The sequence below is a fragment of the Dietzia cinnamea NBRC 102147 genome, assembly GCF_001571065.1.
Taxonomy (GTDB): Bacteria; Actinomycetota; Actinomycetes; order Mycobacteriales; family Mycobacteriaceae; genus Dietzia; species Dietzia cinnamea.
This window is the reverse complement of sequence record NZ_BCSW01000003.1, coordinates 18,625-39,836: the sequence shown is the minus strand read 5'-3', so window position 1 is coordinate 39,836 and position 21,212 is coordinate 18,625. Positions and strand designations below refer to the sequence as shown.

General features: G+C 71.3%; 19 protein-coding genes. 12 read left to right on the top strand and 7 right to left on the bottom strand.

Annotated elements, in window-relative coordinates:
* Positions 1-96: 96 nt before the first annotated feature.
* The 4 genes from recA to DCI01S_RS02040 are packed head-to-tail and all read left to right on the top strand — an operon-like array spanning position 97 to position 3,993.
* Positions 97-1,200 (top strand): recombinase RecA, encoded by a 1,104-nt coding sequence (gene recA, locus DCI01S_RS02055; RefSeq protein ID WP_007627535.1) that lies wholly within the window; start codon positions 97-99, stop codon positions 1,198-1,200.
* Positions 1,200-1,826, top strand: coding sequence for a regulatory protein RecX (locus tag DCI01S_RS02050; protein WP_061227721.1), 627 nt, complete (start codon positions 1,200-1,202; stop codon positions 1,824-1,826). Before recA ends, DCI01S_RS02050 begins: the two co-directional genes overlap by 1 nt.
* Positions 1,827-1,852: 26 nt before the next feature.
* Complete coding sequence (miaB, locus tag DCI01S_RS02045; RefSeq protein ID WP_082767595.1) at positions 1,853-3,421, top strand: tRNA (N6-isopentenyl adenosine(37)-C2)-methylthiotransferase MiaB; 1,569 nt, start codon at positions 1,853-1,855, stop codon at positions 3,419-3,421.
* On the top strand, positions 3,409-3,993 hold the full coding sequence (locus tag DCI01S_RS02040; protein ID WP_061227719.1) for an Rv2732c family membrane protein: 585 nt from the start codon (positions 3,409-3,411) through the stop codon (positions 3,991-3,993). The genes miaB and DCI01S_RS02040 overlap by 13 nt, the downstream gene beginning before the upstream one ends.
* Positions 3,994-4,065: 72 nt before the next feature.
* On the opposite strand, the gene DCI01S_RS02035 is transcribed toward DCI01S_RS02040, so the two are convergent.
* Positions 4,066-5,451, bottom strand: a complete 1,386-nt coding sequence (locus tag DCI01S_RS02035) for a DUF349 domain-containing protein (RefSeq protein ID WP_061227718.1) — start codon at positions 5,449-5,451, stop codon at positions 4,066-4,068.
* A 222-nt stretch (positions 5,452-5,673) separates the two neighbouring features.
* Between DCI01S_RS02035 and DCI01S_RS02030 the strand changes: the two genes are divergently transcribed.
* The 3 genes from DCI01S_RS02030 to DCI01S_RS02020 are packed head-to-tail and all read left to right on the top strand — an operon-like array spanning position 5,674 to position 8,023.
* Entirely contained in the window at positions 5,674-6,330 is a 657-nt protein-coding gene (locus DCI01S_RS02030) for a class III extradiol ring-cleavage dioxygenase family protein (protein WP_061227717.1), read from the top strand.
* The gene (miaA, locus tag DCI01S_RS02025; RefSeq protein ID WP_061227794.1) at positions 6,327-7,280 is read left to right on the top strand and encodes a tRNA (adenosine(37)-N6)-dimethylallyltransferase MiaA; all 954 of its coding nucleotides are present in this window, start codon (positions 6,327-6,329) and stop codon (positions 7,278-7,280) included. Before DCI01S_RS02030 ends, miaA begins: the two co-directional genes overlap by 4 nt.
* Positions 7,277-8,023 carry an IclR family transcriptional regulator gene (locus tag DCI01S_RS02020; RefSeq protein WP_061227716.1) on the top strand — a complete coding sequence of 249 codons (747 nt, stop codon included), beginning with the start codon at positions 7,277-7,279 and terminating at the stop codon, positions 8,021-8,023. Before miaA ends, DCI01S_RS02020 begins: the two co-directional genes overlap by 4 nt.
* A 116-nt stretch (positions 8,024-8,139) precedes the next feature.
* On the opposite strand, the gene DCI01S_RS02015 is transcribed toward DCI01S_RS02020, so the two are convergent.
* Positions 8,140-10,320, bottom strand: a complete 2,181-nt coding sequence (locus tag DCI01S_RS02015; protein WP_061227715.1) for a malate synthase G — start codon at positions 10,318-10,320, stop codon at positions 8,140-8,142.
* Positions 10,321-10,438: 118 nt separating this feature from the next.
* Between DCI01S_RS02015 and dapF the strand changes: the two genes are divergently transcribed.
* Together dapF and hflX are read left to right on the top strand one after the other, a co-directional pair.
* Positions 10,439-11,371 carry a diaminopimelate epimerase gene (gene dapF, locus DCI01S_RS02010; protein ID WP_061227714.1) on the top strand — a complete coding sequence of 311 codons (933 nt, stop codon included), beginning with the start codon at positions 10,439-10,441 and terminating at the stop codon, positions 11,369-11,371.
* 14 nt (positions 11,372-11,385) lie between these two features.
* Complete coding sequence (hflX, locus tag DCI01S_RS02005; protein ID WP_061227713.1) at positions 11,386-12,837, top strand: GTPase HflX; 1,452 nt, start codon at positions 11,386-11,388, stop codon at positions 12,835-12,837.
* 72 nt (positions 12,838-12,909) lie between these two features.
* Here hflX and lexA read toward each other — a convergent pair whose 3' ends face one another.
* The gene (lexA, locus tag DCI01S_RS02000; protein ID WP_043566147.1) at positions 12,910-13,578 is read right to left on the bottom strand and encodes a transcriptional repressor LexA; all 669 of its coding nucleotides are present in this window, start codon (positions 13,576-13,578) and stop codon (positions 12,910-12,912) included.
* A gap of 228 nt (positions 13,579-13,806) precedes the next feature.
* Between lexA and DCI01S_RS01995 the strand changes: the two genes are divergently transcribed.
* A complete protein-coding gene (locus DCI01S_RS01995) occupies positions 13,807-14,256 on the top strand; it encodes a hypothetical protein (protein WP_063973517.1) in 450 nt (149 codons plus the stop codon).
* 111 nt (positions 14,257-14,367) lie between these two features.
* Positions 14,368-14,823, top strand: coding sequence for a transcriptional regulator NrdR (gene nrdR, locus DCI01S_RS01990; protein ID WP_007626979.1), 456 nt, complete (start codon positions 14,368-14,370; stop codon positions 14,821-14,823).
* A 32-nt stretch (positions 14,824-14,855) separates the two neighbouring features.
* On the opposite strand, the gene hrpA is transcribed toward nrdR, so the two are convergent.
* Positions 14,856-18,770, bottom strand: coding sequence for an ATP-dependent RNA helicase HrpA (hrpA, locus tag DCI01S_RS01985; protein ID WP_061227712.1), 3,915 nt, complete (start codon positions 18,768-18,770; stop codon positions 14,856-14,858).
* Positions 18,771-18,820: 50 nt separating this feature from the next.
* Positions 18,821-19,009 carry a hypothetical protein gene (locus DCI01S_RS01980; RefSeq protein ID WP_061227711.1) on the bottom strand — a complete coding sequence of 63 codons (189 nt, stop codon included), beginning with the start codon at positions 19,007-19,009 and terminating at the stop codon, positions 18,821-18,823.
* Between the two features lie 49 nt (positions 19,010-19,058).
* Between DCI01S_RS01980 and DCI01S_RS01975 the strand changes: the two genes are divergently transcribed.
* Positions 19,059-19,820, top strand: a complete 762-nt coding sequence (locus DCI01S_RS01975; protein WP_061227710.1) for a hypothetical protein — start codon at positions 19,059-19,061, stop codon at positions 19,818-19,820.
* On the opposite strand, the gene DCI01S_RS01970 is transcribed toward DCI01S_RS01975, so the two are convergent.
* A complete protein-coding gene (locus DCI01S_RS01970) occupies positions 19,795-20,454 on the bottom strand; it encodes a potassium channel family protein (RefSeq protein WP_061227793.1) in 660 nt (219 codons plus the stop codon). The two genes, DCI01S_RS01975 and DCI01S_RS01970, sit on opposite strands and share 26 nt — an antisense overlap.
* An 88-nt stretch (positions 20,455-20,542) precedes the next feature.
* On the bottom strand, positions 20,543-21,205 hold the full coding sequence (locus DCI01S_RS01965) for a potassium channel family protein (RefSeq protein ID WP_061227709.1): 663 nt from the start codon (positions 21,203-21,205) through the stop codon (positions 20,543-20,545).
* Positions 21,206-21,212 lie beyond the last annotated feature (7 nt).

Below are 21,212 nucleotides of genomic sequence, written 5' to 3'. Positions count from 1 at the left end.
GGGTTCGTGTCGTACCCGGCAGCTAACGTCCGCGAGTGAAGACCACACAGACCGATCGGCCGGAGGCCGGGGGTCGGACCGAGAACGGAGCATGAGATGGCAGGCAAGGCCAAGGCGGGCTCGAGCAAGCCCGGAGCCGCCCAGAACCGCGAGCAGGCGCTGGAGCTGGCTCTGGCGCAGATCGACAAGGCCTACGGCAAGGGCTCCGTCATGCGGCTGGGCGATGACACCCGGCCGCCGGTCCAGGTCATCCCGTCGGGCGCGCTGTCGCTCGACGTGGCACTGGGCGTGGGCGGGTTCCCCCGGGGCCGCGTCGTGGAGATCTACGGCCCGGAGTCCTCGGGTAAGACCACGGTCGCGTTGCACGCCGTGGCCAACGCCCAGGCGGCCGGAGGCATCGCGGCGTTCATCGACGCGGAGCACGCGCTCGACCCGGAGTACGCCCGCAAGCTGGGCGTGGACACGGACAATCTCATCGTCTCGCAGCCCGACACCGGTGAGCAGGCGCTGGAGATCGCGGACATGCTGGTCAAGTCCGGCGCGATCGACATCCTCGTGATCGACTCCGTCGCGGCGCTGGTGCCGCGTGCGGAGATCGAGGGCGAGATGGGTGACAGCCACGTCGGCCTGCAGGCCCGGCTCATGAGCCAGGCGCTGCGCAAGATGACCGGCGCGCTGCACAACACCGGCACCACCGCGATCTTCATCAACCAGCTGCGCGAGAAGATCGGTGTGATGTTCGGTTCGCCGGAGACCACCACCGGCGGTAAGGCCCTCAAGTTCTACGCGTCCGTCCGTCTGGACGTCCGCCGCATCGAGACCCTCAAGGACGGCGCCGACGCGGTCGGTAACCGCACCAAGGTCAAGGTCGTCAAGAACAAGGTCGCACCGCCGTTCAAGATCGCCGAGTTCGACATCCTGTACGGCGAGGGCATCAGCCGCGAGGGCTCGCTCATCGACATGGGTGTGGACAACGGCTTCATCAAGAAGTCCGGCTCCTGGTTCACCTACGGTCAGGACCAGCTGGGCCAGGGTAAGGAGAACGCTCGCCGCTACCTCAAGGACAACCCGTCGGTGCGGGACGAGATCGAGCGGAAGATCCTCGACAAGCTCAACATCGGTGCGGGCGCGGAGATCGCGGAGATCGAGGCGGAGTCCGATGAGGACGCTCCGATCGACGTGGTGCCCGTCGACTTCTGATGCCGGGCCGCTCCACGCGGTCGGGCCGGTCCGGCGGGCCGGGCCCGGCCGGCGGGGGCATCGACGCGGACGGGTTGCGCGCCGCCATCGCCGCCGTGGAGTCGCGGCCCTCGAGCACCGCGGACCTTCCCCCCTTGGCACCGGAGGCGCACGAAGCCGCCACGTCCGCCCTGCGGCTGCTGCGACATCGGCCGCGCAGTGAGCACGAACTCCGTCAGCGGTTGATCGCCAAGGAGTTCGCGCCGTCGGCCGTCGACGAGGCGCTCGATCGCGTCCGTGCGTGGGGCCTGCTCGACGACGCCGAGTTCGCCGCCGAGTGGGTCCGCGGACGCCGGCGCCGCCGCGGCCGCTCGCGCGGGGCGCTCGAGCGGGAGCTGCGCGACAAGGGCGTGGCCGAGGGACACATCGCGAACGCGGTGGCCGATATCGACGAGTCCGACGAGCGTCGGCAGGCGACTGAACTCGCGCGCGCCCGGCTCGGCAGACGCCCGGCCGCCGCGCTCTCCGGGCCCGAGGCGCAGGGCGAGCGGCGGCGGCTCGTCGCATTCCTCGCCCGGCGGGGTTATCCCACGGGGTTGGCGATGTCCGTCGTGGACGCCGAATTGGCGGCCCACGCCTCGCCCTGAGTACCCTGGCCTGCGTGGATTCTCTCGTGACCGACCTGCATCCGGCGGCGGAGAACGCCCCCGCCGAGGGCGTGGACCGCCGCACCTACCAGGTGCGCACCTTCGGATGCCAGATGAACGTCCATGACTCCGAACGGCTCTCCGGGGTGCTCGACGCCGCCGGCTACGTGCCCTTCGAGGGCGACGCCGACCCGGCCACCGGCAGCCTGCCGGACCTCGTTGTGTTCAACACTTGCGCGGTCCGTGAGAACGCCGACAACCGGCTCTACGGCACCCTCGGCCATCTGCGGCCGTGGAAGGACGCCAACCCCCGACTACAGATCGCCGTCGGCGGATGCCTGGCGCAGAAGGACAAGGACGCCGTCGTCTCGCGGGCGCCGTGGGTCGATGTCGTGTTCGGCACCCACAACCTCGGGCACCTGCCGACCCTCCTCGACCGCTCCCGGCACAACGAGCGGGCCGAGGTGGAGATCGCCGACTCCCTGCAGCACTTCCCCTCGACCCTGCCGGCGACCCGTGACTCCGCCTACGCCGGCTGGGTCTCCGTCTCCGTCGGCTGCAACAACACCTGCACGTTCTGCATCGTGCCGTCCCTGCGCGGCAAGGAGGTGGACCGCCGCCCCGGCGAGGTCCTCGCGGAGATGCAGGCCCTCGCCGACGAGGGCGTACTCGAGGTGACGCTGCTCGGCCAGAACGTCAACGCCTACGGACGGTCGTTCCACGACCCCGACGAGCCGTCCGACAAGGGCGCGTTCGCCAAGCTCCTCCGCGCGGCCGGCCGGATCGAGGGCATCGAGCGGATCCGCTTCACCTCGCCCCACCCCGCCGAGTTCACCGACGACGTCATCGAGGCCATGGCCTCCACCCCGACCGTCTGCCCGCAACTGCACATGCCGCTGCAGTCCGGCTCCGACCGCGTCCTGCGCGCCATGCGGCGCTCCTACCGCTCCGAGCGCTTCCTCGGCATCATCGATCGCGTCCGCGCGGCCATGCCGCACGCCGCCATCACGACCGACATCATCGTCGGCTTCCCCGCTGAGACCGAGGAGGACTTCCAGGCGACCCTCGACGTCGTCGAGAAGGCCCGGTTCTCCAGTGCCTTCACCTTCCAGTACTCGCCCCGCCCCGGCACCCCGGCGGCCACGATGGAGGACCAGATTCCCAAGACCGTGGTCCAGGAGCGGTACGAACGGCTCATCGCCCTCCAGGAGCGGATCACCCTGGAGGAGAATCAGGCGCAGGTCGGGCGCGTCGTCGAACTGCTCGTCACCGCCGACGAGGGCCGCAAGGACGCCGCCACCGCCCGCATGACCGGCCGTGCCCGCGACGGTCGCCTCGTGCACTTCGCGCCCGTCGGAGAAGCCGCCGACCGGGTGCGCCCCGGCGACGTCGTCACCACCCGCGTCACCGCCGCCGCCCCGCACCACCTGCTCGCCGACGACGGTGTCCTCAGCTACCGCGCCACGCGCGCCGGGGACCGCCACGAGGAGGGCCGCAAGCCCGAGACGCCACCGATCGGCGTGGGGCTGGGGCTGCCCACCCTGCGCCGCGAGACCGCCCCCGCCGCCACCATCGAGAAGGGATGCCCCACGTGAGCACCGACGACGACCGACGCGACCCTATCGCAGGGATCATGGAGGTCACCCGCAACGCGGAATCGGAACTGCGCTCGAAGGACCGCATCCTCGGACGCACGCTCGTGATCGGCCGGGCCTACCTCGCCTCGGCCGTCCTCATCGTGCTGCTCGCCGCAGCGCTCGCGCTCCCGCACAGCGACGGCGTCCGCGGATTCGACGTCCTGTTCTTCACCGACGTGGCCCGCGAGCAGTACACGTCGCTACCGTCCCACCTGTTCGTCCTCCTGTACTCGGTGGGCACCATCGTCTTCGGCGCCGTAATGATCCTGACGCAGAAGTGGTGGGCCGCCGGCATCGCGTGGAGCACGGCCTGTGTGGCCGCCGTGTACGGCGTGCTGGCGATCTGGCTGCGCCAGTCCGGCCGCGGGCCCAACGCGGACTTCCAGGACTTCGGCGGGCCGGGCTTCGGCCTCTACCTCAGCGAACTGCTCGTGCTGGCGCTGGTCGCCACCCTCGCCGCGGTGCTGTGGTCGCGGACTCCCGAGCAGCGACAGCTGGAAGAGGACGCGCGGCACGGCGACGGGGCCTGACCACACCCGCGTAGACGCCGGGAGCCCGGCCGGGGTCACCGGCCGGGCTCCCGGCGTCTGTTCGTGCCACCGTCAGCGGGTGTCGACCGCCTTCTCCGCGGCCTCGGCCCACTCACGCCACTGCGCGGCCTGCGCACGCGCACTCTCGGCGTCCCTGACCTTGCCCGCGGCGTCCGCCTTGGCGGCCTGCTCCTCGAAGTCGCGGACCCGGTCCCAGAACTGGCCGGCACGCGCCTTGGCCTCAGGATCCGTGCGGCGCCACTCGGTGTCCGCCGCGTCCGCGACCGCCTTCTCCAGCGCACGGATACGACCCTCGAGGCGACCCATCTTGTCGCGCGGGACCTTGCCGATCTCCTCCCACCGGGCCTGCAGGTCCCGCAGCGCGGACCGGGCGGCGGCCAGATCGGCGGCCGGGTCGATCCGGCCCTCGAACTCGGCGAGCAGAGCCTCCTTGGCCTCGGCGTTCGCCTCGAACTCCGCGTCCCGCTCGGCGGCCGCAGCATGCCGCGCGTCGAAGAAGGAGTCCTGGGCGGCCTTGAACCGCTTCCACAGCGCGTCGTCCGCCTCACGCGGTGCGCGGCCCGCGGCCTTCCACTCGTCCATCAGCTTGCGGAAGGCCGTCGCCGTGTCGTTCCAGTCGGTCGACCCGGACAGCGCCTCCGCGCGCTCGACGAGTTCCTCCTTGACACGCTTCACCGAGGCCCGGTTGCGATCCAGCTCCGCGAAGTGGGAGCCGCGCCGGCGGTTGAACGCCTCGCGCGCCTTGGAGAAGCGCTTCCACAGCGCGTCGTCCGTCTTGCGGTCGATCCCGCGGATCGTCTTCCACTCCTCGAGGATGTCCCGGAGACGGTCACCCGCGGCCTTCCACTGGGTCGAGGACGCGCCGATCTCCTCGGCCTCGGCCGCCAGGGCCTCCTTGCGGGCGATCGCGGCCGCACGTTGCTCGTCCTTGCGCTGACGGGCGCTGGCCTCGACCTCCGTGGACCGTTCGATCACCGCCGCCAGACGCGCCGCGAGCGAATCCAGATCGCCCACGGCCGCGGCGGTCGGGATCTGCGCCGCGAGCGCCTCGGCCGAGGCGCGGGTCTTGCGCGCGTCCTGCGGGTGCGATTCCAAACGCGTCTCCAGCAGGGACACCTCGGCCGCCAGGTCGTCGAAACGGAGCCCGAAGTGGGCCAGCCCCTCCTCGGGAGCCCCCGCCTGCCAGGAGCCCACCTGGCGCTCACCGTCACCGGTGCGCACGAACACCGCGCCCGTCTCGTCGACCCGACCCCACTGTGACGGGTCGGAACCGCGCGTCGTCCGGACATCGGTCGCGGGAGCGGGCCGCGGAGCCACCTTCCGGGCGAGCGCCGCGGGCGACGGTGCGCCCGGCCGTGGCCCGGGTCGCGGACCCGGTGCCGGGGTCGCCCCGCCGTCGTTCGCTCCGCCCGTGGCGGTGGGTGACTGCTCGGTCATCTCGTCCTCATTTCCTTCTGCCGCGTGCCACGGCACCGTCGCCGGGATCGCACCGGACGTCGCCTCGCCGCCCCGGCTCGGACCGGCGCGGCATCCTCCTAGTGTGTACCAACCGTCGCGCGGGTGTCCGCCGTATCCCCGGGTACGCCCCACCGGGCCCACCCGGCGTCACGGGGCGGCGTCCTGCGACGGTGTCGTACGCGGTCAGTAGGGTTTCGAGGTGTGAACACGTCAGTCGTCCTGGTCCCCGGTGCACCCGCGCTCGTGCCCGTGCTCTCCGGGAGCGCGGCCGCCGACTCCGCACGCCAGGTGGACGAGATGGTCCGCGTGCTCCGGCGTGCCGCGGAGGACGCGACCGCGGTCAGGGTCGTGGGCGCGGACAGCGGCGGACGCTCACTGGGCGACGTCCGCTCGACGCTCGCCCGGTGGGGGGCCGACGTGCCGGTCGGACGGCCCGGTGCCCCGCCGGCGCCGCACGAGGCGGTTCCCGATGCCGCGCTGATCGCGTGGTGGCTGCTGGACCGCGCACAGATCGGCCTGACCAGGGGCTTCACCGGCGTGACCGGGCCCTCGCCCACCACGCCGCAGGTCGCGGCGGACGACCTCGTCGTCGTCGTCGCCGACGGACCCGCCTCCCTCGCGCCGCGCGCCCCCGTCCCCGAGGACCCGCGCGGCGTCGCCCTGGACGCCCGGCTCGGCCGGTGGCTCCGGGACCCCGGCGAGCTTCCCGACCACGGGGCGGCCGTCGCCGAGGAGATCGGGTGGTGGAGCCGTCCCGCCTGGCTCGTCCTCGCCGACCTCGTGGGCGGGCGCGCCGCGCGAGAACGGCTGTCCTGGGCGCCGTTCGGTGTCGGCTACCACTGCGGGTGGTGGTCATGACCGGCCCGGCCCCCGTCGCCGTGATCGGGCCCACGGGCACCGGCAAATCGGAGCTCGCGCTGGATCTGGCCGAACGCCTCGGCGGTGAAGTCGTCAACTGCGACGCGATGCAGCAGTACCGCGGCATGGACATCGGCACCGCCAAGCTCAGGCCCGAGGAGCGTCGCGGCATCCCGCATCACCGACTCGACGTCCTCGATGTCACCCACACCGCGAGCGTCGCCGACTTCCGCGATGAGGCCGAGCGGGAGATCGCCGGGATCCGCGACCGGGGACACGTGCCGATCCTGTGCGGTGGGTCGATGATGTACATCCAGGCGCTCGTGGACGGGTGGAGCATCCCCGACACCGATCCCGAGGTGCGTGCTCGCTACGAGCGGCGGCTGGAGGAGATCGGCGTCCGCGCCCTGCACGACGAACTCGCACGGGTCGACCCCGAGGCGGCGCGGACCATCCTGCCCACCGACCCGCGGCGCACCGTCCGCGCACTGGAGGTCGTCGAGCTCACGGGGCGGCCGTTCTCCGCGTCCCGACCGACCATCGGCGAGCCGCGATTCGGCACCCGTCTGATCGGCCTGCGGTGCGCGCTGCCCGAGCTCGACGACCGGCTGGCCGCCCGGACCTCGACGATGTTCGCCGACGGGCTCGTCGAGGAGGTGCGGGGCCTCGTCGGAGTCGGGCTCCTCGAGGGCGTCACGGCCCGCCGGGCGATCGGCTACGCCCAGGTCCTCGACGAGATGGACGACGCCCTGCGCATCGACGACGACGGGCTGGCCCGTGCGGAGGAGCGGACGGTCATCGGCACCCGCCGCTACGTCCGCCGTCAACGGTCCTGGTTCGGCCGCGACCACCGGATCCGGTGGATAGACACCGACACCCGCGACCGGGCCGACGACGCCCCGCGCCCGCTGGACGCGGCGCTGCGGATCCTGGGGGAGGGATCCCGATGACCGCGCCCGGCGGCGGGCGGTCCCGCGTCCAGTCCGTCGACCGCGCGTTCTCGCTGCTCGACGCCCTGTGCCGCCGCGGCGGGCGCGCCAGCCTCGGTGAACTGGTCGCAGACACCGGTCTGGCCGCCGCGACCGTCCACCGGCTCTGCGGCACCCTCGCCGAGAGCGGACACCTCCGCCGTGACGCCGGCCGCGGCTACCTCCTCGGCCCCCGCCTCCAACGGATCGGGGACGCGGCCGAGCGCGCGACCGCCGCGTGGGCGGAGCCCGTGCTGCGGGCCGTCGTCGAGGGCACCGGGGAGACCGCCAACCTCGCCGTCCGGGAGGGCGACGGTGTTGTCTACCTCGCCCAGGTGCCCTCGCCCCACTCGATGCGGATGTTCACGGAGGTGGGGCGGCGCGTCGAGGTCCACTGCACGGCGGTGGGCAAGGCCCTCGTGGCGGGCGATGACGACGCCGAGATCCGCGCCATGTTGGAACGGGCCGGCATGCGCCGCTACACCGATTCGACCCTCGTCGAGGTCGGTGCACTGATCGAGCAGATCCACGAGGTCCGACGCCGGGGCTTCGCCACCGACGAGTCCGAGCAGGAGGAAGGGGTGCGGTGCGTGGCCATCGCCGTGGGCACGGGCGACGCCGCGTTCGCGATCTCCGCGTCCGGGCCCGAGGCCCGGTTCACCCGGGACCGCAGGGACGCCGCCGTCGACATCCTCAGGGCCGCGGTGGAGGGCCTCCTCGGCTGACCGACCGTGCCGGCGTGGCGCCGTCCCGATACAGGAAATCCGCTACCCCCGGCCCGGATTCGCTACCTCTGCAGGGGTAGCGGATGCCGAGGGGGAGTAGCGGATTCCCGCAGGGGTCAGAGCCCGTTGGCGGTCTTGAACTCGCGGCGACGGCGGTGCAGGATCGGCTCGGTGTAGCCCGACGGCTGCGTGGTGCCCTCGAGGATCAGCTCGCGGGCAGCCTGCCAAGCGATTGAGGACTCGACGTCCGGCGCCATGTTCCGGTAGGCGTCGTCGCCCGCGTTCTGCTTGTCGACGACCTCGGCCATACGGCGCAGCGAATCTTCCACGAACTCTGCCGTGACGATGCCGTGGCGGATCCAGTTGGCCAACAGCTGCGAGGAGATCCGCAGGGTGGCTCGGTCCTCCATGAGGTTCACGTCGTGGATGTCCGGCACCTTCGAGACGCCGATACCCTGCTCGACCCAGCGGACGACGTAGCCCAGGATGGTCTGGCAGGAGTTGTCGACCTCCTCCTTCTTCTCCTCGTCCGACCAGTCGGTGTTCGGGGCGAGCGGCACCGTGAGGATGTCGTCGACGCTCGCGCGACGACCGCCGGCGAGGAGCTCCTCCTGGCGGGCCAGGACGTCGACGCGGTGGTAGTGGGTCGCGTGGAGGGTCGCACCGGTCGGCGACGGGACCCAGGCGGTGTTGGCGCCGGCCTGCGGCTGGCCGATCTTCTCGGCGAGCATCTCCGCCATGAGGTCGGTCTTCGCCCACATGCCCTTGCCGATCTGCGCGCGGCCCCGCAGACCACACGCCAGGCCGGTGTCGACGTTGAAGTCCTCGTAGGCGTTCATCCAGCGCGCGGACTTCATCTCGCCCTTGCGGATCATCGGCCCGGCTTCCATGGAGGTGTGGATCTCGTCGCCGGTGCGGTCGAGGAACCCGGTGTTGATGAACACGACACGCTCCGTCGCCTCCGCGATGCAGGCGGCGAGATTCACCGACGTGCGGCGCTCCTCGTCCATGATGCCGACCTTGAGAGTGTTGGTCGGCAGGCCGAGGAGCTTCTCGACGCGGCCGAACAGCTCGGTGGTGAACGCGACCTCGTCGGGCCCGTGCTGCTTGGGCTTGACGATGTAGATCGACCCGCTGCGGCTGTTGCCGCGCTCGTTGCCCTCCGCGATCCCGTGCATGCCCGCCAGCGCGGTGATCAGCGCGTCGAGGATCCCCTCGGGGAGCTCGTTGCCCTCGGCGTCCAGGACCGCGGGGTTCGTCATGAGATGGCCGACGTTGCGGACGAACAGCATCGAGCGCCCGTGGAGGCGGACCTCCCCGGAGCCGTCCGGAGAGGTGTAGACGCGGTCGTCGTTGAGGACGCGGGTGAACGTCTTGCCGCCCTTGCTGATCTCCTCGGAGAGGTCACCCTTCATCAGGCCGAGCCAGTTGCGGTAGCCGAGCGTCTTGTCCTCGGCGTCGACAGCGGCGACGGAGTCCTCGAAGTCCATGATCGTCGTGACGGCGGACTCGAGGACCACGTCCTTGACGCCGGCCGCGTCCGTCGAGCCGATGGGGGAGTCCGGGTCGATCTGGATGTCGATGTGCAGGCCGTTGTTGCGCAGCAGCACCGAGGAGGGGCTGGCGGTGTCCCCGAGGTAGCCCACGAACTTCTCCGGGTCGGCCAGCCCGGTGGTCGCGCCGTCCGCGAGCGTGACCTGCAGCGTGCCGTCCACGACCGCGTACCCGGTGGTCCCCACGTGGCTGCCGGAGGCCAACGGCGCCGCGTCGTCGAGGAACTCACGTGCCCACTCGATCACCTTGTCGCCACGGACCTTGTTGTAGGAGTCGCCCTGTTCGGCGCCGTCGGTCTCGGGGATGGCGTCGGTGCCGTAGAGGGCGTCATAGAGCGAACCCCAGCGGGCGTTGCCGGCGTTGATGGCGAACCGCGCGTTGGTGACCGGCACCACCAGCTGCGGACCGGCGACGGTCGCGATTTCCGCGTCGACGTTCTCCGTGGTGACCGAGACCGACTCGGGCTCGGGCACGAGGTAGCCGATCTCCCGGAGGAACTCCTTGTACGCCGCCTGGTCGATCGGCGCCGGGTTCTCGTGGTGCCACGCGTCGATCTTCGACTGCAGCTCGTCCCGCACCGCGAGCAGCTCGCGGTTCCGGGGGGCGAGGTCGGCGAAGATCTCGGAGGCACCGGCCCAGAACGCGTCGGGGTCGACCCCGGTGCCCGGGATCGCCTGGGTGTTGACGAAGTCGTAGAGGACCTCGTCGACCTGGATACCGCCGACGGTGATGCGTTCGGACATCGATGCTCTCCTCAGGTAGGGGATCGTTCTCCCGACCGACTCTAATGTCCTCGTCGTGGCGCTTCATCCGCTATTTCCGCAGTGCGGAACGCCGGTCCGCCGCTAGTACGATCGCGACATGACTCCGGACCACAACACGCCGACGGCCACCGACGGCATCGCCTTCATCAAGGGCCACGGCACCCTCAACGATTTCGTGATCCTGCCCGATGACCACGCCGAGCTCGACCTCGACGAGACGCTGGTCCGCGCGCTCTGCGATCGACGCGGCGGGATCGGTGCCGACGGGATCCTCCGGATCGCCACCGCCGGCGCCCTCGTCGATCGCGGGGTCCTTCCCGCGCTACCGGACGGGGTCGACCCCGCGGACTGGTTTATGGACTACCGGAACGCGGACGGTTCGATCGCCGAGATGTGCGGCAACGGAGTCCGGGTGTTCGCCCACGCTCTGGTGGCCACGCACCGGGCCGACATCGGAACGATCGCCATCGGCACGCGTTCCGGGCCGCGGCCCGCGACGATTGTGTCCCGCTCCGGCGACGACGCCACGGTCCGGGTCGACATGGGCGAGCCGCGACTGCTCGGACTCTCCTCGGCAGAACTCGGCGGCCGCACCTTCGCGGGCGTGGCCGTCGACATGGGTAACCCCCACCTGGCCTGCGTCGTGCCCGGGCTGGACGCCGCGGCTCTGGCCGCCCTGCCGGTCGCCGACCCCCCGACCTTCGATCGCGACTTCTTCCCACACGGTGTCAACGTGGAGATCGCCACGCCCCTGACCGGGGGCCGGGTGACCATGCGCGTGCACGAACGGGGAGCGGGGGAGACGATGTCATGCGGGACCGGCATCGTGGCGACGGCGGTCGCCGCACTGGCCGACGCCGGACGCGGCAGCGGAGACGTCGTCGTGGCGGTACCGGGCGGGGAGGTCGAGGTCCACCTGGCCGACGGCGGTTCGACCCTCACCGGTCCGTCCGCGCTCGTCGCCAGCGGCCGGTTCCACGGCGGTGCGTATCACACGCCCGCATACGCGACACACGCGGCCCCGATGTGAGATGATGCTGGGGAATGACTATTGATCACACGGCCGTTGAGCGGCCGACACGCGACCTCGATCCATCCATCGGCGAACTGCAGCTCGAGGAGAGATCCTCGCTGCGCCGGGTGGCGGGTCTGTCAACCGAACTCCAGGACGTCAACGACGCCGAGTACCGCCAGCTCCGACTGGAGCGGGTCGTACTGGTCGGCGTGTGGACCGAGGGGTCCGCAGCCCAGGCGGACGCCGCGATGGCGGAGCTCGCCCAGCTCGCCGAGACGGCGGGCTCCGAGGTCTGCGACGCTCTCATCCAGCGCCGCGACAAGCCGGACGCGGCGACCTTTATCGGCTCGGGAAAGGTGAGCGTTCTCAAGGACGTCATCGCCGCGACGGGTGCCGACACCGTCATCTGCGACGGTGAGCTCACCCCGGGTCAGCTCCTGGCGCTGGAGAAGGCGGTCAACGTCAAGGTCATCGACCGGACGGCGCTGATCCTCGACATCTTCGCCCAGCACGCGACCAGTCGCGAGGGCAAGGCGCAGGTCTCCCTGGCGCAGATGGAATACATGCTCCCTCGTCTCCGCGGGTGGGGTGAGTCGCTCTCCCGCCAGGCGGGTGGCCGGGCCGGCAGCAACGGTGGCGTCGGCCTCCGTGGCCCCGGTGAGACGAAGATCGAGACGGACAGGCGCCGCATCCGCGAGCGGATGGCGAAGCTGCGTCGCGAGATCAAGGGCATGAAGCAGTCCCGCGACACCAAGCGCTACCGCAGGCGTGCCACGCCCGTTCCGTCGATCGCTATCGCCGGATACACCAACGCCGGCAAGTCGAGCCTGCTGAACCGGATCACCGGCGCCGGCGTCCTCGTACAGAACGCGCTGTTCGCCACCCTCGATCCCACCACCCGCCGCGCCGACCTCCCCGACGGGCGATCGGTCGTGTTCACCGACACGGTCGGCTTCGTCCGGCATCTGCCCACGCAGTTGGTCGAGGCGTTCCGGTCCACGCTGGAGGAGGTGGTCGACTCCGAGCTGCTACTCCACGTCGTGGACGGTTCGGACGCGTTCCCCCTTCGTCAGATCGAGGCGGTCCGCAAGGTGATCAACGAGGTGGTGGAGGAGCAGAACGCCGAGCGCCCCCGCGAGTTGGTGGTCATCAACAAGATCGACGCGGCCGACCCGGTGGTGCTCACCGAGCTGCACCACGCCCTGCCGGACGCGGTATTCGTCTCGGCGGCCACGGGGCAGGGTGTCGACGAGCTGCTCGAACGGATCATGCAGATCGTGGCCTCCGGTGACATGGAGATGACTCTAGAGGTCCCGTACACGCGGGGTGACGTGGTCGCACGGGTCCACACCGAGGGTGCGGTCGTCGAGGAGGAGCACACCGACCGTGGCACTCGCCTGGTCGTGCGGCTGCCCGCCTCGGTGGCCGGTGAGCTCGGCGAATTCGTCTCGGACAGCAGTACGCGCGACGGGGCCGCCTGACCGGCCCCTGCGACGACGACGCCGCCTGACCCGATCGATCCCGGGCAGGCGGCGTCGTCGTCGAGGGCCGGTTCAGAGCTTGCGGAACACCGTGACGACCTTGCCCAGGATTGTGGCGTGCTCGCCCGGGATGGGACTGAAGGACGGGTTGTGGGGCAGGAGCCAGACCCCCGTGGAGTCCTTGCGGAAGGTCTTCACGGTCGCCTCACCGTCGATCATCGCGGCGACGATATCGCCGTTGTCCGCTACGTTCTGCCGCCGCACCACGACGTAGTCACCGTCGCAGATCGCCGCGTCGATCATCGACTCACCGACCACCCTGAGCATGAACAGGTCCCCGGACCCGACGAGGTCGGTCGGGAGGGGGAAGACCTCCTCCACGGCCTGCTCGGCCAGGATGGGGCCACCCGCAGCAATCCGGCCGAGGACCGGGACGTAGACGGGCTCGACCGCTCCGCTCGGACGACGGACCTCGCTGGTCGGCGACCGGCGACCCCGGGCCTTCTGCCCGGGCACCCCGTGGACGTCGACAGCCCGCGGCTTGTGCGGATCCCGGGTCAGGAACCCCTTCTTCTCCAGGGTCCGCAGCTGATGCGCTACCGACGACGTCGATTGCAGGCCCACCGCGTCCCCGATCTCGCGGATGCTCGGCGGATAGCCGCGCTCCTTGACCGTGTCGTGGATGTGCAGTAGCACGCTCTTCTGTCGGTCTGTCAGTGAGTCGAAGTCGGGCTTCGGCATCTCGGGTCCCTTCGGCGAATGGATGTTCGACGTCGTCATCTGTGTACACCCTATCGCCCCTCAGCGGGGAGCGCCACACACACGTTCGAAGTTTTTCGTCGCGGAATGGTGACCTTGTCGGAGTCGCGTGATACAACTCTAGGCGTATCGGGATTCGAACAGACGTACACAGAAACCCATACGGTTGTGCGAATCCGCTTCGCACACCGTATCGAGCAGGGAGTGGACATGACCATTCTGGAGATGCACTCGCACACCGACTCCACCGCGCGCTGGACGGAGATCTGCGCGGCAGAACACCGCGCTCCCGCACCGAGCGCGGACGGTGTCCGCCGGGATCCCGACCGGTCCGGTGAGCGTCAGACCCGTGGGCGTACCGGGACCCGACCCGGCGCGCGGCCGGTGGGCCGTCGCGACTCCGCCTCGCCCAACCGCGGCGCCTCCGCCGACCGGGTCGCCACCCTCGCACCGGCGCCCTCCCGCACACCGGCTCCGCGGCGGATCGTCCAGGCCCGCCCGGTGGCGTCCGACAGTGTGCGCGCCTGCCGCGTCGAGTCGTCGGCTCCGACCCGTGTCGTCGATGACGTGCCCGCCTGGGCACTCTTGGCCTGCGGCATCGCCTTCGGGATACTCATGCTCCTGGCCGTGGCGTTCCTCGGCGGGCCCGCCTACGCGTGACCGGCGCACCTGCCTCCTAGAATGAGTCGGGGACGGTGGTCAATCGTCCCCGCGTCCCGTGGTCCACGTCCCGGGAGGCGTGAAGTCCGGTCGACGAAGGGCCACACGGGAATGTACTGCCCTACATGCCACAACGAGGACTCCCGGGTGATCGACTCACGATCGGTCGACGAGGGTCAGGCCATCCGGCGCCGCCGGGAGTGCCCGGAGTGCGGGCACCGGTTCACGACGCTCGAGACGCCACTGCTGACGGTCCTCAAACGCAACGGTGTCACCGAGGCCTTCAGTCGCGACAAGGTGGTCCGGGGAGTTCGCCGCGCCTGCCAAGGCCGGTCCATCGATGAGGACGCCCTGCGGCGCCTCGCCCAGCAGGTGGAGGACACCGTCCGCGCTCGCGGCGCGTCCGAGGTGCCCGCCCACGAGATCGGTCTCGCGATCCTCGGCCCCCTCCAGGACCTCGACGAGGTGGGCTACCTACGCTTCGCCTCCGTCTACAAGCAGTTCAGCTCGGCCGACGACTTCGAACGCGAGATCATCGCACTCAGAGACCGCCGCGCGAGCCGCTGAGCCGCCGCGCGAACGTCTGACCCGCCGGGCGCTCAACGCCGGGCGCGGGGAGCGAGCGCGTTCGCGACCGCCTTGTCGATGCGCTCGGCCGACACCGGGCGGGCCGTGCCGAGGGACTGGGCGAACAACCCCACCCTGTATTCGGCCAGCAACCACCGCAGCTCGCGGGTCGCGCGCGCGCCGCCGGGCCGACGCCGCAGAGCCGCGCACGCCTCCTCGACGGTCTCCTCCGACCGCGCCAACCGGGCTGTCAGTTCCCGATGTCGGGCGGGGGACTTCTCCGCGAGGTCGAGTCGGACACCGACCGCCTTCACGTGCCGCTCCAGGTGCGGCAGCACGTCGACCGGATGACGCGCCAGGAAACCCTTACCCACCAGGAACTCCAGTGACGGTCTCACCGCCTCGGCGACCTCGGCCGGGGCCTCAGCCACACGCACGGACACCTCCTGCGCCGCCACCAAGGCGGGCACGACCGTCGAGATCGCCGATGCCACGGCCCCCGGCACCTCCGCCCTGGCGGCGTCCCGCAGTTCGGTGAACTCCGCCACCGTCAACACCGGCACGCCCTTACGTCGGGCGATGATGCGGCCGCACGCCGCCAGGGCGGCGTCCGAGACCAGTGCCTCGACGCCCCCGTGCGGGTACTGGGTCAGGGCCAGTCGCTGCTCGACCGGGCGGCCTCGCAGGATCGAGGAGGCGGAGACGAGGTCAGACGAGATGAGCGTGAGGACCGCCGACGCCTGCCTGGTCCGGCGTTCCTCCTCCGTCGCGCACGCGACCCGGTGGATGCCGTCCGCATCGACGCGCAGGGCGGGGTAGACCGTCACCTCCACACCGTCCACCGTGCCGGTGACCGACGGGGCGAGATCTCCGATGGTGTCGGCACTCCACTGGCGGAACGGCCCGTCGTCGGGCACGAGCCGGGTGTTGAGGGTGTCGCGCACCTTGTCCTGCAAACGCGTCCGCAGCGCCGCCAAATCCGTTCCGGACGCGACGACCTTCTCGCCGTCGACCACCTCGAACCGCACCCGCAGGTGATCGGGGAGCTGCGTGGGGTCGAACTCCCGCGGGTCGACCGTCGTCCCGATCCGCGCGGACAGCGCCTGTGCCAGGGCCACCGGCAGAGGAGCGGAGCGCGGGGTGACGTCGCGGGCGAGCAGAGCGGCGTACTCCACGGGCGGCGAGCAGAGCCGCCGGAGGTACTTGGGAAGGGTGCGCAGCATCTCCGTGTAGAGCTCTTCGCGGAGACCGGGGACCAGCCACTCGAAACCGGCGGTGGTCACCGAGGACAGCTGGGGTAGCGGGATGCGGACGGTGATGCCGTCGGCGTCGACGCCCGGATCGAACTCGTAGCGCAACTCGAATCGGCGGTCGCCCTGCTGCCAGAACGGCGGGAAGTCGCCGGCGTCGGGGGCGGCCTCCGAGGTGCGGATATCGGCGGGGGTCAGCCGGATCGAGTCCGGATCGCGGTGGCCGCGCTTCTTCCACCACGACTCGAGGTGACGGCCGGAGGTGATGTCGCCGGGGAGCCGCTCGAGGTAGAACGCCACCAGGGCCTCGTCGTCGATCACCAGGTCACGGCGACGGCTGCGGGTCTCCAGCTCCCTCGCCTGCGCCACGGCCTCGGCGTTCTCACGGATGACCGGCACGCGCGTGTCGAGGCGGCCCTCGACGATCCCGTGGCGGACGAGCATCTCCCGCGCCAGGGGAGCGTCCACCCGGGACAGCAACACGCGGCGTGCCTCCACGACCGTCAGGCCCAGCAGAAGGACCTTCTCGTAGGCCATGGCGGCGCCTCGGGCGTCCGACCAGTGCGGCTCGGAGTACTGGGTACGGGTGAGGTGGCCCCCGAGCTGCTCGATCCACGCGGGGTCGATTCGCGCCACGTCGCGGGCCCACAGCCGTGAGGTCTCCACGAGCTCAGACGCCATGACCCATCGGGGTGGCTTACGGGCCAGGTCCGAGCCGGGAAAGATCTGGAAGCGGATGCCGCGGGTGCCCCGGAACTCGCGGGCGTCCTCGTCGCGCATGCCGACATTGGTGAGCAGGCCGGTGAGGATCGCCTTGTGCAGGTCGTCCTCGGAGGCCTGGCCGGAGGGCGGGTGCCAGCCGCGTTCGCGGCACATGCTCCGCAGCTGGGCGTTGAGGTCCTGCCACTCGCGGATGCGCAGCCAGTGCAGGTACTCCGCCTTGCACATCTTGCGGAACGCGCTGCCGGAGAGCTCGCGGCGCTGTTCGGTGAGGTAGCGCCACAGGTTGAGGTAGCCCAGGAAATCGGACGTCTTGTCGGTGAAGCGACGATGGAACTGGTCGGCCTTGTCCCGCTCCTCCGCGGGCCGCTCGCGGACGTCCTGCACCGTCAGGGCGGCGACCACCACGAGCACGTCTCCCAGCGCCCCGTTGCGGTGGCCCTCCACCACCATCCGGGCCAGTCGGGGGTCGAGGGGGAGCGCGGCCATGTCGCGGCCCACCTCGGTCAGGTGCGGGCGTTCGTCGTCGTCGACCGTCAACGCCCCCAGCTCGGTGAGCAGGGTCATGCCGTCGCGGACCGCCTTGCGGTCCGGCGGCTCGACGAACGGGAAGTCGTCGACGGGACCGAGATCGAGGTCCGCCATCGACAGGATCACCGAGGCGAGGTTGGTGCGCAGGATCTCGGGGTCGGTGAACTCCGGTCGTGCCTCGAAGTCCTCCTCCGAGTACAGGCGGATGCAGATGCCGTCGGCCACGCGACCGCATCGCCCGGCCCGCTGCGCGGCGGAGGCCTGGGAGATCGGTTCGATCGGAAGTCGCTGGACCTTGGTACGGGTGGAGTACCGCGAGATGCGCGCCAGTCCGGTGTCGACGACGTAGCGGATGCCGGGGACGGTCACCGAGGTCTCGGCGATGTTGGTCGACAGCACCACCCGGCGGGTGGAGTGGGCGCGGAAGGCGCGCTGCTGCTCCGCGGCGGTGAGGCGCGCGAACAGCGGGAAGATCTCCGTGTTGCGGAATTTCCGGCCACGCAGCACCTCCTCGGCGTCGCGGATCTCACGCTCGCCCGAGAGGAAGACCAGAACGTCGCCGTCGTCCTCGCGCAGCAGTTCCGCCACGGCGTCGGCGAGCGCGTCGAGGGGGTCGAGGTCGATCACCCGGTCCCCGTGCTCGACCTGGAGCGGCCGGTAGCGGATCTCCACGGGGAAGGTACGTCCGGAGACCTCGATGACCGGGGCGGGGCGACCGTCGGGGCCCGCGAAGTGGCGGGCGAACCGTTCGGGGTCGATGGTCGCGGAGGTGATGATGAGCTTGAGGTCCGGGCGCCTCGGGAGAATCTGCTTGAGGTAGCCCAGGAGGAAGTCGATGTTGAGACTGCGTTCGTGTGCCTCATCGATGATGATCGTGTCGTAGGCGTGGAGCAGCCGGTCGCGGCGGATCTCCGCGAGCAGGACGCCGTCAGTCATGAGCTTGACCGAGGTGTCGGGTCCGGTGCGGTCGTCGAAGCGCACGGCGGAGCCGACGGGGCCGCCGATCTCCACGCCGAGTTCGTCCGCGATCCTCTCGGCCACGGACCGGGCGGCGAGGCGCCGCGGTTGGGTGTGGCCGATCATGCCGCGCACGCCGCGCCCGAGCTCGAGGCAGATCTTGGGGATCTGGGTGGTCTTGCCCGAGCCGGTCTCGCCGGCGATCACGACCATCTGGTTCTCGCGGATGGCCTCCGCGATCTCGTCCTTGCGCGCGCTGACGGGGAGCTGCTCGGGGTACTCGGGAGCGGGGATCGCCTCGGCGCGCCGCCGGACGCGCTCGGCGGCCTCGTCGACGCGGCGGGCCAGGTCGTCGAGTTGGTCGGCGCGGGCCCGGCGGATCCGGGGGCGGAGCCGGTGCGCGTCGAGGGTGCCGACCTCGTCGAGCCGGACGAGCAGATCGTGGCGGGCCCGGCGGAGCTCGGGTGGGGCTGAGGTGGACGACGGCATGGTGCCCGCCAGGATATCGGCACCCGGACCGGGTCGGCCGGACGGCGTCGTCAGTCGCCGGCGGCGTCGCGCCTGGCCTGGATCCGCGTGTAGCGCTCGTGGAGTCGTTCGCGGATCTCGTCCGGCTCGTAGGAGCGGCGGCGCCGTTCGGACCTGGCGGCGAGGATCCCGGAGGCCGCGACACCCGCCAGTCCCGCCGCACCGATCATCTTGAGCCACTGTCGTCCCCGGGGAGCCATGTAGTCGAGCCTAGGCCGACCGGCCGGGCCGCCCTGGCAGGATCGCCCCATGGACATCGACACCGTGCCGCTGGCCGCGGCGGCCGACCGTACGCGCACCGGCGACCTGTGGCTGTTCCGCGGCCGGACGACGGCGGACCGGCTCATCCAGACGCTGACCAACGCGCCGGTCAACCATGTGGGCGTCGCGGTGGTGCTCGAGGACATGCCGCCCCTGCTGTGGCACGCGGAGATGGGCAGGGCGCTGCCGGACGTGTGGACGGGCCGCCGCCAGCGCGGGGTGCAGTTGCACGACCTCGAGGCCGCGGTGCGTCAGTGGACGGGCCCGTACGGGCAGCGGGCGTGGTTCCGGCAGATCTCACGGGAGGTCGGGACGGAGCAGGAGGAGGCGCTGTTGGAGACGATCGCGCGCCTGGACGGCGTGTCGTTCCCGTCGGCGGGTCGCCTCACCGCGCGGTGGGCGCGGGGACGCTGGGCGTCGCGGGGCCGGCGGTCGTCGGGCGGAGTCGTGGCCGGGAGGCCGGGGGTGGCGTCGGGGGACGACGACGAGGTGGGCGGCGGCCGGCTCCTGGACCTGATCCCGCGGCGCGGGCGGGTCTCGCCCGGTCCCGCGATGCGCATGGAGGCGGCCTACTGCGCGGAGGTCGTGGGCCTGACCCTGGAGGCGATGAGCGTGCTCCGGCCCGCCGGGGACGCCAGTTGGTACGACCCGGGGAGGTTCTGGAGCGGGGACGACCTGCCCCTGGCGCCGGGCTGGGACTACGGGCGGGAGATCGCCGTGACGGTCAACCCCCCAGGATCGCCTCGCTGACGTCGGCCTCGACCGCCTCGGGGGCCACCACGAGCAGTTCGTCACCGGGCTCGAAGGGCACGTCGGGCTCGGGGACGATCACCCGCCCTCCTCGCAGGATCGCCACGAGCGCGGCGTCGCGGGGGATCCGAACGCGGGACACGGGGCGCCCGGCCAGTGGGGTCTGCGGGGGCAGGGTCACGCTGACGAGGTTCGCGCCGCCGCGACGCAGCGTCATGAGCCGGACGACGTCGCCGACGGACACCGCTTCCTCGACGACCGAGACGATGAGTCGGGGGGTGGAGACCGCCACGTCGACCCCCCAGCGGTCGTCGAAGAGCCACTCGTTGCGGGGGTCGTTGACCCGGGCCACGACGCGGGCGACCGCGAACTCCGTCTTGGCGAGCAGGCTCACCACCAGATTGGCCTTGTCGTCCCCGGTCGCGGCGACGACGACGTCGGCCTCTTCGATACGGAGCCGCTCGAGGACGCTGAGCTCGCACGCGTCACCGACCTGCTGGTCGGCGTCCTCGACCGGGTCGGCGGAGAACACGCTGGGACGCTTGTCGATCAGGGTCACCGTGTGGCCGCCCGCGAGCAGTTCCCGGGCGATGGACCGTCCGACGACCCCGGCGCCGGCCACGACGATCCGCATCGAGCTGGTGCGGAACGCCCGGGACGGGGCGTCGGCGAGCAGGCCGGAGCCGTCGGCGTAGTCGTCGACGGTGGGGTCGGGAGTCGGGTCAGGCATCGGAGGGGCCTCGCTGCAGCAGGTCCTCCAGGCCGCGCACCGCCTCCGAGGGCAGGGTGAGGTGGACGACGTCGTCGGACTGGACGAGCGTGTCCTCGTCCGGGATGCGGCATTCGCCGAAGCGGGTGACCGCGGCGACGCGCCCACCGACCTCCGCGGCGAGCCGGTCGACGGGCAGGCCCACCCATCCCGGCGGTGCGTCGAGGGCCACGAGGGAGACCCTGTCGGTCTGGTCTCGCCACTCCACCGGACTCGTCCCGGCGGTGACGTACCGGACGAGCCGGCCGGTCGCCCAGGGGACGGTGGTGACGGTCGGGATGCCCAGACGTTCGTAGACCTCGGCGCGACCGGCGTCGTAGATGCGGGCGATCACGCGCTCGACACCGAAGGTCTCGCGGGCCACACGGGCCGCGATGATGTTGGAGTTGTCCCCGGAGGACACGGCGGCGAACGCGTCGGCGCCGACGAGTCCGGCGTCGGTGAGCACCGCTCTGTCGAAGCCCTGGCCGGTGACGGTCTGACCGCCGAACCGTTCGGGCAGTCGGGCGAAGGCCGCGGGGTCGCGGTCGATCACCACCACCGCGTGGCCGGCGGCGTCGAGCTCGGCGGACAACGCCGCCCCGACGCGGCCACAGCCCATGACGACGACCCTCATCGCGAGT